At 38.7% G+C, this 13,593-nt stretch carries 11 protein-coding genes and 1 other RNA gene; all 12 read left to right on the forward strand.

The genetic code is table 11. The features are described from left to right. The coding region (locus B7E07_RS11700; protein WP_080846034.1) for an ATP-grasp domain-containing protein at positions 1-1,110 on the forward strand (1,110 nt) is incomplete at its 5' end. Next, positions 1,107-2,102 (forward strand): NAD-dependent epimerase/dehydratase family protein, encoded by a 996-nt coding sequence (locus B7E07_RS11705; protein WP_080846035.1) that lies wholly within the window; start codon positions 1,107-1,109, stop codon positions 2,100-2,102. The genes B7E07_RS11700 and B7E07_RS11705, both read left to right, overlap by 4 nt. Then, on the forward strand, positions 2,092-2,943 hold the full coding sequence (locus B7E07_RS11710; protein ID WP_080846036.1) for an MBL fold metallo-hydrolase: 852 nt from the start codon (positions 2,092-2,094) through the stop codon (positions 2,941-2,943). Before B7E07_RS11705 ends, B7E07_RS11710 begins: the two co-directional genes overlap by 11 nt. Continuing rightward, on the forward strand, positions 2,936-4,261 hold the full coding sequence (locus B7E07_RS11715; RefSeq protein WP_080846037.1) for a F390 synthetase-related protein: 1,326 nt from the start codon (positions 2,936-2,938) through the stop codon (positions 4,259-4,261). Before B7E07_RS11710 ends, B7E07_RS11715 begins: the two co-directional genes overlap by 8 nt. Further along, entirely contained in the window at positions 4,258-5,406 is a 1,149-nt protein-coding gene (locus B7E07_RS11720; RefSeq protein ID WP_080846038.1) for a hypothetical protein, read from the forward strand. The genes B7E07_RS11715 and B7E07_RS11720 overlap by 4 nt, the downstream gene beginning before the upstream one ends. Positions 5,407-5,750: 344 nt before the next feature. Further along, positions 5,751-5,947: non-coding RNA, 6S RNA (gene ssrS, locus B7E07_RS11725), on the forward strand. A 410-nt stretch (positions 5,948-6,357) separates the two neighbouring features. Next, complete coding sequence (locus B7E07_RS11730) at positions 6,358-6,696, forward strand: helix-turn-helix domain-containing protein (RefSeq protein WP_176215184.1); 339 nt, start codon at positions 6,358-6,360, stop codon at positions 6,694-6,696. A gap of 29 nt (positions 6,697-6,725) precedes the next feature. Continuing rightward, positions 6,726-7,100, forward strand: a complete 375-nt coding sequence (locus tag B7E07_RS11735) for a hypothetical protein (protein WP_139785622.1) — start codon at positions 6,726-6,728, stop codon at positions 7,098-7,100. Positions 7,101-8,143: 1,043 nt separating this feature from the next. Further along, positions 8,144-9,262 (forward strand): citrate synthase, encoded by a 1,119-nt coding sequence (gene mmgD / locus B7E07_RS11740; RefSeq protein ID WP_080846040.1) that lies wholly within the window; start codon positions 8,144-8,146, stop codon positions 9,260-9,262. 113 nt (positions 9,263-9,375) lie between these two features. Beyond that, complete coding sequence (locus tag B7E07_RS11745; protein ID WP_373886072.1) at positions 9,376-10,803, forward strand: bifunctional 2-methylcitrate dehydratase/aconitate hydratase; 1,428 nt, start codon at positions 9,376-9,378, stop codon at positions 10,801-10,803. Between the two features lie 51 nt (positions 10,804-10,854). Next, the gene (gene prpB, locus B7E07_RS11750; protein WP_080846042.1) at positions 10,855-11,763 is read left to right on the forward strand and encodes a methylisocitrate lyase; all 909 of its coding nucleotides are present in this window, start codon (positions 10,855-10,857) and stop codon (positions 11,761-11,763) included. Positions 11,764-11,851: 88 nt separating this feature from the next. Next, on the forward strand, positions 11,852-13,534 hold the full coding sequence (locus B7E07_RS11755) for an acyl-CoA dehydrogenase family protein (RefSeq protein ID WP_080846043.1): 1,683 nt from the start codon (positions 11,852-11,854) through the stop codon (positions 13,532-13,534). Positions 13,535-13,593: the final 59 nt, after the last annotated feature.

Below are 13,593 nucleotides of genomic sequence, written 5' to 3' on the forward strand. Positions count from 1 at the left end.
AGATCACCCGCCGCTCTGCACCTATGCAGATTGTTAAATGACGCTGGACTGAATGTGTATGGAGCAGATAGTGATCCTTATTCACTTACAAAAGCCTCGAACTCATTAAAGAAATTTATTCTTCTGCCTTCAGCGAAGTTCGAAACGAATACTTATATCAGCAAACTAAATGAGATCATATTAACCTATAAAATTGACTGTATAATCCCTACATGTGAGGAAACGTTCTACTTATCTAAAAAAGAAAAGGAACTAAAGTGCCCAGTTTTTGCAGGAGGTTTTCAGCATTTGGAGGTTCTGCATAATAAAAATTCGTTTATTCAGCTTGCGAACAACTGCGGGCTGCCAGCTCCGCAGACTTGTGAATTAACAAATAAAGCAGCCGAACAATATAGTCAATTGGTAAACGGTTTTGTTGTGAAGCGTAAATTCTCACGTTTTTCGGATCATGTGATCTTTGGAAAAAGTACTGAAGACATTCCACATACTTTGTTTGAAGATGCTCATGCATGGATCATCCAAGAAAAGCTGACAGGAATTCAGTATTGTTCATACTCCATTGCAAAAGAAGGAAAAGTTGTTTTGCATTCTGTTTATAAAGCTGAATATACGGCCGGTGAGGGTGCGTCGATCCATTTTCAGCATGAATCAAGAGCGGATATAGAGAACTTTGTTCAATTCATTGTGGATAAATTGCATTATACAGGCCAAATTTCCTTTGATTTTATTGTAAATGAGAGCAATCAAGCCATTCCGATTGAATGCAATCCGCGCACGACAAGCGGCATTCATCTTTTTGGAAAAGAGCTTGTAGACTATCTGCTGGCCAAACAAAATAAAGTTCTTTACCCGAAGAAAGAGACAAAATTTGCAATCAGTGCTGCCATGCTTTTATACGGATATACAAATATAAAAAAAACAAGAGATTGTAAAAAATGGTTGAAAGCATTTTTTACCTCACCCGATACCGTTTTTCTTATGAAGGATATCAAGCCGTTTTTCTATCAATATATCAGTTTATTACATATATGGAGAGATAGCAGGAAAAATTCTGTGAGTGTATTAACACAATCAACCTACGATATATGCTGGGATGGTGAAGATTTTTGAAGATGCTCGTAACTGGAGCGACGGGTTTTCTTGGTCAAAAGCTTGTTGTGAGATTAGTACAGATGGGATATGAAGTAATTGGTCTGGGCCGGAATAAACAAGCTGGAGCAGCCTTGCAGAAGAGCGGTGTATTGTTTAAACACGTGGAACTTTCGAATCGCGAAGAGGTGCTCGATGCCTGCCAGCATGCAGATTACGTTTTCCATTGTGGAGCTCTTTCTTCACCTTGGGGAAAATATGAAGATTTTTATCAAGCGAATGTCATGGGAACAAGGCATATCATCGAAGCCTGTCAAACACATAGAGTGAAACGCCTGGTTTATGTCTCTACCCCAAGTATTTATTTTTATTATGATGAAAGAAAAAATGTAAAAGAAGACGATGTTCTCCCAGCAGCATTTGTGAATGAATACGCACAAACAAAGTTTTTAGCAGAGGAAGAGATTGATCAGGCATTCCGTAATGGGTTACCTGTGATTACGATTCGACCAAGAGCGATCTTTGGACCTGGAGATCAAGCAATTCTGCCGCGGCTTATAAGAGTTTGCGAAAAGGGAGCACTTCCAATAATAGGAAATGAAAAAGTGGAGGTAGACATCACATATGTTGAAAATGTCGTCGATGCTCTTCTTTTGTGCTTGAAATCTGGTGAACACACACTTGGCCAAAAATATAATATTACGAATGGTGTTAATGTTGATTTATATGAAATGATTGAAAAGGTAATGGAGCAGCTTGGAAAACCAGTTCGCTATAAAAAGATATCAGAAAAGACAGCCTTTTCGTTAGCGAAATGGCTCGAGTTTATCTCAAAACACCTTTTGCGCGGGCGTGAACCTATTTTAACAAGGTATACAGTCAGTGTGCTTTCAAAAAGCCAGACTTTGAATATTGAAAGAGCGAAGGAAGAGTTAGGGTATAAGCCGAGAGTCAGCATTGAAGAAGGCATGCTACATTTTGCAGAATGGTGGAAAGAAAACAATGGCAATTGAATGGGTTAAATTATATGAATGCGGCTATTGCACACATCCTGAAAAAATCGTCCATCCCAAGGCGGGTCTCAAACCTGTTAAATTTCCAGCAACAGTTGCACTTATTAAACATGAAACAAAAGGATATATTTTATTTGATACAGGCTATGCACAACGGTTTTTATCTGCAACTGAAAAGTTTCCTTATTCTCTCTACAGAAAGCTGACACCTGTCTTTTTTTCAGAGGAACAGGCAATTGTAAATCAGCTTGCAGCGGACGGCATTACTCCAGATGAGATCACAACCATCATCCTTTCACATTTTCATGGGGATCATACAGCCGGGTTAAAGGATTTTCCGCAAGCGGAAATTATTACTTTTCGTAAAGGGTATGAAGATATTGAAAACAACAGTAAGCTTCGGGCATTAACTAAAGGGTGTCTGCTCGATTTGCTTCCGGCCGATTTCAAAAGCCGCGTCCGTTTTATAGATGATCAACAGCCAGTTGCATTATCGAACCTAGGCGATTTTCATGAAGGATTCACTGTTATTGATGATGACGTTTCAATTGTTGCTGTTGATTTAACAGGACATGCCATCGGACAGTTTGGCATATTTATTAGGTTAAAAAGCGGAAAAGTCTTGTTTTTATGCGCAGATGCAGTCTGGAGCAGCAGGGCTTATGAAAAACTGGTTTACCCGCATATTATGGCGAATCTTTTGATTGCTGATAAAAGAGCCTATGTCCATCATATCCAGCGGCTGCATTCTTTAATGCACACACATCCTGACATCGATATCCTGCCCACTCATTGTCAGGTGACATGGAACAAAATTCAAAAAGGTGAAATTTATGAATAAATGGCCGATTTTAAAGCAATATATGAAAACAAAAAGAAGAACCTTTCGTTCAAGAGCAGATTTATTGGCATACCAAAATAGAAAGATTAAAGCTCAGCTGCAGTTCGTCCAGCAAAAATCACCGTTTTACGCTGACTTACTGAAGCCGTACCAAAAAGAAATAAATGAAAATCGGTGGGATGAACTGCCGATTATAGATAAAACAATCATGATGGAACATTTTGATACATTTAACACGGTCAATATTAATGCCAACGAAGCGTTTAATGTTGCAATGGAGGCAGAAGAGACGAGAAACTTTTCACCAAAAATCAGAGATGTTTCCATCGGGTTATCCTCTGGTACAAGCGGAAACAGGGGATTATTTTTAATATCTGATCAGGAAAGAGCCATATGGAGTGGGACCATCCTCGCAAAATTGCTGCCTTCCTCCATTTTCAGAAAGCATTCAATTGCTTTTTTCCTGAGAGCAAACAATAATTTATATGAAGCAGCAGGAGAAGGACGAATTTCTTTTCATTTTTTTGATCTTCTGGATTCCTTAGAATCTCATAAAAAGAGATTAAATGATTTAAAACCTTCTATAGTTGTTGGACCGCCATCCATGCTAAGAATGATCGCTGACTGGCAGAAGCAAAGTGACATTGAATTGGCTCCTCAAAAAATGATATCTGTTGCAGAAGTACTGGAAGAGATCGATCAGCGTTATATTGAAAAAGTATTTCAGCAAAAGCTTCATAATGTTTATCAATGTACAGAAGGCTTTTTGGCAGCCACATGCAGTCATGGAACCATTCATTTCAATGAAGATATTGTTTGTATCCATAAACAGTATGTAGATAAAGAAAAAGGCATGTTCATGCCAGTCATTACTGATTTCACACGAACATCTCAGCCGATTATTCGCTATCAGCTTGATGATTTATTAGTAGAAAAGAAAACAGCCTGTTCGTGCGGATCTCCATTTATGGCCGTTGAGCGAATAGATGGTCGCAGCGATGATCTTTTTTATGGAATTCAAACAGACAGCGGAGAGAAGCTGCCGATCTTTCCAGACTTTTTAAGAAGAGCCGTCATGACAGCACACGAGCAGATCACTGAATATAAAATGGTGCAGTTTCACTTGGATAAAATCATCATCTTGATTAAGGGTAAAGGTGATCAAGCGGGAATGGAACAAGAAGTGAAGAAAAATTTATTGGCGTTATATGATACATTGCAGCTTCATCGTCCCCAGCTGATTTTCCAAATATATGCTGAAACTCCTTCTCATATTAAACGCAAACGAATTGAAAGCAGACTACAAGAAAAATCATGATCGTAAGACTATATGATCAACATACGTTTGACCAGATCCCTTGGAGTGACATTAAAAATGGAGCCTACATACAGGCATATTTTGAACATCTTGTAAGAGATGGAGTGCAACATTATATTGAAAATGTGAAAACAAATTTATATTTTATTAGAATAGATCATCTGCTTTTGCCGATCACCAAAAATGATAGCCAATATGAAAATTCGTATATTTGTTCTCCCTATACTCATTATATTTCTTATGCAAAAGAAGAGCTTTGGGAGCTAGGCAATAAGCCCTTAGAGTATATTTTTGAAAAGATCATCAACATATTAGGATTATTCCTAAGAAAAAGCTCGTTTAATAAAGTGGTGATTGTGAACAATTGGCTCTTATCGACTAATTTATATTCTGCACAGCTTACATCACAGCAAATGAATGAGCTAACGGCGTGTTTAACAGAGGCTTTTCCAAAGCATACCATCATGTTTCGCTCTCTTAATAACAGGCTGCATGCTTCCATGATGAGAAATTTTCGTGAAGCGGGTTATGAAAAAATCATGTCCCGTTCGATTTATTTGATGAATGAAGACGCTGGAAGCATCTTGTCAGGAAAAGAGAAGAAATTGCTGCGGCAAGATGCCTCTTTGTTTGCAAAGTATATGCTGCAGGTGGGAGAGACACCAACGAATATAGAGGGGTACGCACCTTGCGCTTGTGAACTTTATCGTCAGCTTTATATTCAGAAATACTCCCAGCATAATCCGCAATTTAATGTGAGATACTTTAACGAAATTATGAAGAAAAACTTGATGCATTTTAAATGGATTAAAAATGAGGAAGTTGTTGGTGTCATTGGCTATTTTACCGTTAGTTATGTATTGACAACACCTATTTTGGGATACAACACTAAAATAGGGAAACAACTAGGCTTATATCGAATGCTTTCATATTTGATCACCAAAGAGATCCTCGATCACGGATATATCGGACACAGAAGTGCCGGTGCAAGTATATTTAAAAGAAAACGCGGTGCAAAACAGTATATCGAATATAATGTCATTTATCAGAAACATTTGTCCTTTAGCCGAAAATGGTCATGGCTGCTTGTGAAATGGGTGATGGACCGATTTGTGGAACCACTGGCGAAAAAAAGAAAGTTTTAAGATAGGAGATCGGAGGATTTTTGTTGGAACTCTGGTATTCCCGAAACCAGTTCCCCGCAAGGATTTCAGGAATCAGAATAACATTGTAAATCCCGAAACCAGTTCCCCGCAAGGATTTCAGGAATCAGAATAACTTGTAAATCCCGAATCCAATTCCATGCAAGGATTTCAGGAATCAGAATAACATTTTAATTCCCGAAACCAGTCGACCGCAGGATTTGGGAATCAGAACACAGAGGTAAGATAATAAGAGCCTTACAAGAAATCGTTATATCTAAATAACAAAAACTACCTAAATACTAATTTTTCCATTGATATTTCTCTTTGCATGCTTTATTATAAGAACTAAGCTGCATTGTACGTAATCATAATTAAGTTTTAACCTTTAAGCTGTAATAGGGAGTTTAAAATCAAAACAGGAATGACAAGCCTCTGTCTATACGACAAGGAGGACACGCAGGATCGTTTTTGCGAACACCCACTTTGAGAAGTGGTGGTTTAAAACTTTCTTATACTTTATTACGGCAAAGGCGGCTTTCTAAAATGTAAATGGAACTCAGTTCTCGATTCGGGGACTGAGTTTTTTATTGAGTAATTTTGAAGTGAATTTGTATCAGTATATGAAGTATAAGATGCATGTTTTTAATAGTGAATATCAGAGAATTAGCTTTACACTACAGCCATTATGTCTTTATTATGGGTATTAAGTTTAATTCTTTATATCAAAAAGGAAAGCGGATTATTTTAATCATTAGAAAAGAGAGTACCAATTTGAAGATTATATAAATTTAAATGACGCTGATTATATTGTAGTTGTGCACTAATATAATAAATAGCAAAATGATTCAAAGGAAAATTTTTTTATCCATGTTATATTTATTTAACCCAAGTGCAATGCAATTTAACTATAAAATCATACGTATAAAATCAAGGGGAAGGGAAAGTGCTAAAATGAGTCATCATCGTTTAGAATTTGGAAAGTACCTTAAGGAACTAAGGGAGTCTAAAGGTTTTTCTAGTCAAAGAATATTAGCAAATAAGATAGGGACATCTAACTCAACTATTGCAAAGATAGAGAGAGGTGAACATGAGGCGAGTGATGAAACACTTCATAAGCTTGCAGAGGTTTTCGATATGTCATATATAGAACTACTAGAGAGACAAGTTGCAGGGAATAAGGTCGACGATGAATTAATGATAGAAAAAATTAAACGATTAAGTAAGCCGCAAGTTGATATAATAAATGGAATAATTGACGAATTCTTGCGGCTAGGAGGAAGATCACACTAGTAGCTGGAATCGTTGTTGTAGTAGTTATCATGTTTATTCTATCAATAATCGGTTCAATTATTGGTGCAATTATATCAGCAACTGAAAGAAAGAAAGTCAAGGATGGTTTGAACGTGTTTCTGAAGGAACACTCCATCGTAGATTACTACGGAGAATACTATTCGGCAGGTAATCACTTTATTATTCATGACAGGTCTAACGGAATGTTTTGCGTATACGGAGATGGGTACAACGGTAGGTACTACCATGAAATAACAAAAGTGGAACTTGTTATAGATGACACTGTAGCTTACCAATCATCTTTAAGCAGTGCTGTTGGAAGAGCGGTTGTAGGTGGTGTCTTAGCAGGCGGTGTTGGAGCGGTTATAGGTGGTGTAACAGGGAAAAAAATGGTGCGAAAATGATTAATAGAGTTGAATTGATTATATCTTACAATTCGCAACAAATTCCATTTAATAGAGTTACTCTTCTAAGTGAAAAGCAAGGTGTGGACATATTCAGCGATGAATATAAACATGCAGAAGATAGAGGTCTATTCTGGAGTAACTTAATATCTTCTACTATAGGAAACTAAATTGAAAACCACAGAGCTATGAAACATAAGATAGATAGAAGAAGGATCCGACATAAGTATTTAACACGACCATAGAACCGAATAGTTAGGAATTTTATCTTCCTAACTATTCGGTTTTTTATCTGCTATCTTAAAATATTTTTTAACATGAGTGAAATGGAGCGGAGGACCCTCGACTCCAGTGGGCAATAGAGGAAAAGGTGAGACCCCGCAGAAGCTTTGCTTCGAGGAGGCTCAGCTTCCTCCCCACGGAAAGCGAGGGTCCGCAGCGAAATGGAACGGACTTGTTTGAATACCCAAATCGAGATATTGAATATTCGTGTTTTATAAACAATAAATTTTGTTTTATCTCAACATCATTCGGTTTTTATAAGTTATCTTAAAATATTTTTTAATTGAGTGAAATGAAGCGGGCTTGTTTAATTATCACCCTATGAAATTGAATACGCGCGTTTTAGATCGCATTTTAATTTATATCAGTCTTAATTTTAGAATAATCTTTATAAATGACTTGCTTTGTATTTTTTCTGTTTCAATTCTTCGTCTAGAACAGAGTAAATAGAATTTTTCCCCAACAAAAACAATTGTAAATTTTTAAATTATTTGTTATCTTTAAAATGGAAAATTGAATAATAGGTAAGATCATCCTTATTATTCTGTATACTCAAGCTTTATGATCACTTTATACATAAGCTAGGAGGGATGTGCACTAGTCATTTAAACACTTTATTACCTTGTTTAAGTATGTTTTCCACCAGTTATCATAGGTGAAAGCATCAAAGTGAAAACTGAAAATATTGTAGAAAAAGCTATTTTTTTAAATAATTTTGTAAGGGCTTTCACTAAAACGATATAGGGAATGGAGGATGAAATATGAGCAATGAAGTAATTTACTCTCCAGGTTTAGATGGTGTCGCAGCAGCAGAAACACGTATTTCTCTACTTGATACGAAGTTAGGCGAGATTGTCATTAAAGGCTATGATTTAATTCAGCTTTCAGAGTCGAAAGAATACCTGGATATCGTACATTTGTTATTGGAAGATGCACTGCCAACTCCTGCGGAAAAAGGTAAGCTAGCCAAACAGCTGCAGGATGAATATCAAATCCCCTCAGCAATCAACGACATATTTAAACTGCTGCCTAAAGAAACTCACCCGATGGATGGGCTTCGAACGGGAATTTCTGCACTGGCTGGCTTTGATCGTGATATTGACGATTCATCAGCAGAAGCCAATAAAAGAAAAGCCTACAAACTGCTTGGCCATATGCCAAACATTGTGGCGAACAGCTATCATATTCTTCAGAATAAGGAACCAGTTGCACCGCTTGAAGAATTGTCGTATAGCGCAAACTTTTATTATATGCTGACAGGAAAAGTACCTACATCCTTAGAAGAACGCATTTTTGATCAATCACTTGTCCTCTATAGTGAGCATGAAATGCCAAACTCCACATTTACTGCCAGAGTCATTGCTTCCACTAAATCAGATTTATATGGTGCCCTAACCGGCGCGGTGTCTTCACTGAAAGGAAACTTGCATGGCGGCGCCAATGAAGCAGTCATGTATATGCTGCTAGACGCTAAAACACCAGCAGAATTTGAAGCACTTCTTCAGTCGAAATTGGAAAAGAAAGAGAAAATTATGGGCTTTGGCCACCGAGTGTATATGAAAAAGATGGATCCGCGGGCATTGCTTATGAAAAAAGCGTTAAAGGAGCTTTGTGATGAACAAGGCGATGACACCCTTTATCAAATGTGTGAGGCCGGGGAAAAAGTAATGGAGCGGGAAAAAGGAATTTTCCCAAATCTTGATTACTATGCGGCACCGGTATATTGGATGCTTGGGATTCCAATTCCACTATATACACCGATCTTTTTTAGCTCAAGAACTGTAGGGTTATGTGCACATGTGATTGAGCAGCATGAAAACAATAAATTATTCAGACCAAGAGTTCATTATGTAGGCGAACGGCATCTGTTAAATCAATAGTACAACTGGGGAGTTGTTTAAACGCCGTCCGCCGAAAAAGTGCGTGTTCTGCCAAACACACCTTTTAACTATAGCTGAAATGAATAAGAAAGGAAAGATGACCATTGCTAAAAGTGACAAATGAAACGAAAACAGATCGTTTGCTGGAGCAAATTGCTGATTATGTGATTGACAAGGAGATTACAAGTGAAGAGGCTTACCAGACTGCACATTATGTATTGCTTGATACATTGGGCTGTGGAATTCTTGCTCTCAACTATCAGGAATGCACGAAACTTCTGGGACCAGTCGTGCCGGGAACGGTTGTTCCGAATGGCACAAGAGTACCGGGAACTTCCTATGTATTAGATCCCGTTAGTGGTGCGTTTAATATTGGCTGTATGATCAGATGGCTGGATTACAACGATACATGGCTTGCAGCAGAGTGGGGACATCCATCCGATAACCTGGGAGGCATTCTTGCTGTTGCCGACTATTTGAGCAGAGTCAATATTGAAGAAGGTAAAGATCCATTTACCGTTCAGGATGTATTAGAAATGATGATCAAGGCACATGAAATTCAAGGTGTGCTTGCATTGGAAAACAGCTTAAATCGCGTCGGTCTTGACCATGTAATGTTTGTAAAAATTGCTACAACGGCTGTTGCGGCGAAAATGATTGGCTGTACAAGACAGGAGATTATCAATGCATTATCAAATGCATGGATTGATAACGCTGCTCTTAGAACCTATCGTCATGCACCAAATACCGGATCAAGAAAATCATGGGCTGCAGGAGATGCAACAAGCCGCGGCGTTCATTTCGCTCTAATGGCAAAAAAAGGTGAAATGGGCTATCCATCGGCATTATCCGCACCAGGCTGGGGCTTCCAGGATGTTCTTTTTAACACAAAAGAATTAACACTTGCCCGTGAGCTGGAGTCTTATGTCATGGAGCATGTATTGTTTAAGGTTTCATTCCCGGCAGAATTCCATGCGCAAACAGCTGCAGAATGTGCAGTGAAGCTGCATCCGATTGTTAAGGATCGTTTAGATGAAATTGATAAAATCGATATTATTACACATGAATCAGCGATCCGCATTATTGATAAAAAAGGACCGCTTCATAATCCTGCTGACCGTGATCACTGTCTGCAATATATTACGGCAATCGGCCTGTTAAAAGGGCATATTACCGCAGAACACTATGAGGATGCGACAGCAGCAGAGCCTGAGGTTGATCAGCTTCGAGACAAAATGGTTGTCACTGAGGATAAGCAATTCAGTGTTGATTACTTAGATCCGAACAAGCGCTCAATCGCTAATTCGGTTCAGGTTCATTTTAAAGATGGTACTGCGACTGAAAAACTGACAAGTGAATATCCATTAGGACATCGTTTCCGCAGAGAGGAAGCACTTCCAAAGGTCATTCAAAAGTTCACTGACAATTTAAAGTCTTATTACAGTGAAGAGCAGCAGGAAAAGATTGAAAAGGCTTGTTTTGACAAGTCATCTCTTGCAAAAATGAACGTCAATGAATTTGTTGAGCTATTTGTCCGATAAAATAAATTGATTAGAGATTGAAAGAAAAATAGTGTAAAAGGAGGACAGAACATGGCATGGATTGTAGATCAGCCTTTAACACAAGCAGAGCTGGCGGATGCTTTTCGCAAGCTTGTTGACAACGCAAATATCGTGCAAATTCCCGGTGCACATGATGCAATGGCTGCGTTAATTGCAAAGAATACTGGATTTAATGCTCTTTACTTATCGGGAGCAGCCTATACCGCGAGTAAAGGACTTCCTGATTTAGGGATTGTCACTTCAACAGAAGTAGCGGACAGAGCAAGAGATATTATACGGGCAACAAATCTGCCATTGCTTGTAGATATTGACACCGGCTTTGGCGGAGTTTTGAATACAGCTAGAACAGCAAGGGAGATGGCAGAAGCTCATGTCGCGGCTGTGCAAATTGAAGACCAGCAGCTTCCAAAAAAGTGCGGACACCTTAATGGGAAACAATTGACCACAACAGAGGAAATGGTGCAAAAGATCAAAGTGATTAAGGAAACTGCACCGACTCTTTATGTGGTTGCCAGAACAGATGCACGCGGTGTTGAAGGAATGGATGCCGCGTTAGAGCGGGCTAAAGCATATGCCGAGGCAGGAGCAGATGCTATTTTTCCAGAAGCTTTGCAATCAGAAGAAGAGTTTAGACAGTTTGCGGCACAGCTGTCGGTTCCGCTGCTTGCCAATATGACCGAATTTGGAAAAACACCATATTATTCAGCAGAAGACTTTGCACAAATGGGCTATAAGATGGTCATTTACCCTGTTACCTCTTTGCGGGTCGCAGCTAAAGCATATGAAAACGTCTTTTCGCTTATAAAAGATACCGGAAGCCAGAAAGAAGCTCTTGAAAACATGCAAACTCGAAGCGAATTGTATGAAACCATCTCTTATTATAAATTTGAAGAGATGGACAAAGAACTGGCCAAAACGGTGCTAAATAAAGGACAGTAATATAATCTCGAAATGATTGAGAGGAGATATGAGAATACCATTTTAACGGTATTTCTCATCTCTCTTTCCTGATTGGAGGTTCTTGAGAATGGATAAAGCAAATATGGTGTCACACACTCCTTTTCTATTTTACGATAGCATTCATGCTCCTTTTACCCCAGAAGACTTTACAGATGATGATGCTCTTATTGCAAAAACAGCAGAACTTTTTGTGAAAAATGAAGTGAAACCTAAAATGGATGATATTGAAAAACAGCAGCATGCTGAAGTAGTAGATTTATTCCGTAAAGCAGGTGAGCTTGGCTTATTGAGCATCGAAATACCTGAAGACTATGGAGGCTTTCAATTAGATAAAAGTATTTCCGGCGTTGTCGCAGAAAAGCTGGGCTGGGCGGGTTCATTCAGTGTTTCATTTAACATTCATGCCGGTGTGGGCACACTTCCGTATATATACTATGGAACAGAAGAGCAAAAGCAAAAGTATTTGCCTAAACTAGGTTCGGGTGAATGGATTGGCGCATATGCACTGACCGAATCAAATGCAGGATCTGATGCTTTAAACGCTAAAACAACAGCGAAACAATTGGATGACGGCAGCTGGGTCATCAATGGGGAGAAACAATGGATTACAAATGCGAATGTCGCGGATGTTTTTCTCGTATTTGCGAAAACGGACCGTGGGATGACCGCGTTTATCGTTGATCGAGATTTTACAGGCGTGTCGATTGGTGCAGAAGAAGAAAAGATGGGCATTAAAGGATCTTCTACAGCAACCCTAATACTAGAGGATTGCCATGTTCCTTCCGAAAATGTACTGAGTGAAATTGGAAAAGGCCATCTTGTAGCATTAAACATTCTAAACTTAGCGCGTTTAAAGCTGTCTTTTGCAAATGTTGGGACAGCAAAGCAAGCACTGCAGCTGGCGATTCAATATGCGGGAGAACGGCAGCAATTTGGAAAAAGCATTAGCGAGTTTCATATGATTCAAGAGAAGCTGGCCAATATGGCGCTTGCTATTTTTGGAGCAGAAAGTGTTTCATATCGGACCGCAGGCTATATTGATGAGGTGTTAAGTAGTAAAGATTCAGCTGCAGACTTTAATTCACTTGTTTCAGGTTTTGCACTTGAGGCTTCCATTTGTAAAGTGTATGCTTCTGAAGCATTGGCCAGAAACGTCGATGAAGCTGTCCAAATTCATGGCGGCAATGGCTATATGAAAGACTATACAGTGGAAGCACTTTATCGTGATGCTAGAATCAGCCGGATTTTTGAAGGTACGAATGAAATCAACAGGCTAACCATTGCGAAAAATGCATTAAAAAGAACTTCCTTGCCTCAGTCTATGACCGATTTGAAAAAGAAAGAGAAATTGACTAGACAAGAGGGCTATATAGTCGGAGCGGTCACATTATTCGACAAAGTTTTGAAAGCGCTTACCAATAAAATGCAGCCAAAACAGGTTGAGCAAGAGGTAATGAGAATGCTTGCTGACATGACAACTGAACTATATGTAATGGATTCTTCCTATAGACGAAGTCTTAAATATCAAGATCATGAGTTTATACAGCTATTATCAGAAACGATTTGTGAAGAAGGCTTTTATAAAATAGCTTCTGAGGCAGCTGTGATGATCGCTTGTTCATATGAAAACGAGATGGAGAGAGAAGAAAAATTGAATGAGCTCTCAGCCATTCGTGTCCCAACACGAAGCCATTCTATTATCCAAAAAAGAAAAATCGCACAAGTTCTCCTGCAAAAAGGTCAATATTAACCCGTTTATTGAATGATTAGCGTGTATGTATAGCTTTTTTAAAGGATGGAGGTCTGGTT

This window comes from Cytobacillus gottheilii, assembly GCF_900166665.1.
Lineage (GTDB): Bacteria > Bacillota > Bacilli > Bacillales > Cytobacillaceae > Cytobacillus > Cytobacillus gottheilii_A.

What these genes read in the sequence shown, in the direction of transcription:
- B7E07_RS11710 (WP_080846036.1), top strand. Translation starts at nt 2,092, where the DNA reads ATGGCAATTGAATGGGTTAAATTATATGAATGCGGCTATTGCACACAT.
- B7E07_RS11715 (WP_080846037.1), top strand. Translation starts at nt 2,936, where the DNA reads ATGAATAAATGGCCGATTTTAAAGCAATATATGAAAACAAAAAGAAGA.
- B7E07_RS11720 (WP_080846038.1), top strand. Translation starts at nt 4,258, where the DNA reads ATGATCGTAAGACTATATGATCAACATACGTTTGACCAGATCCCTTGG.
- B7E07_RS11730 (WP_176215184.1), top strand. Translation starts at nt 6,358, where the DNA reads ATGAGTCATCATCGTTTAGAATTTGGAAAGTACCTTAAGGAACTAAGG.
- B7E07_RS11735 (WP_139785622.1), top strand. Translation starts at nt 6,726, where the DNA reads ATGTTTATTCTATCAATAATCGGTTCAATTATTGGTGCAATTATATCA.
- mmgD (WP_080846040.1), top strand. Translation starts at nt 8,144, where the DNA reads ATGAGCAATGAAGTAATTTACTCTCCAGGTTTAGATGGTGTCGCAGCA.
- prpB (WP_080846042.1), top strand. Translation starts at nt 10,855, where the DNA reads ATGGCATGGATTGTAGATCAGCCTTTAACACAAGCAGAGCTGGCGGAT.
- B7E07_RS11755 (WP_080846043.1), top strand. Translation starts at nt 11,852, where the DNA reads ATGGATAAAGCAAATATGGTGTCACACACTCCTTTTCTATTTTACGAT.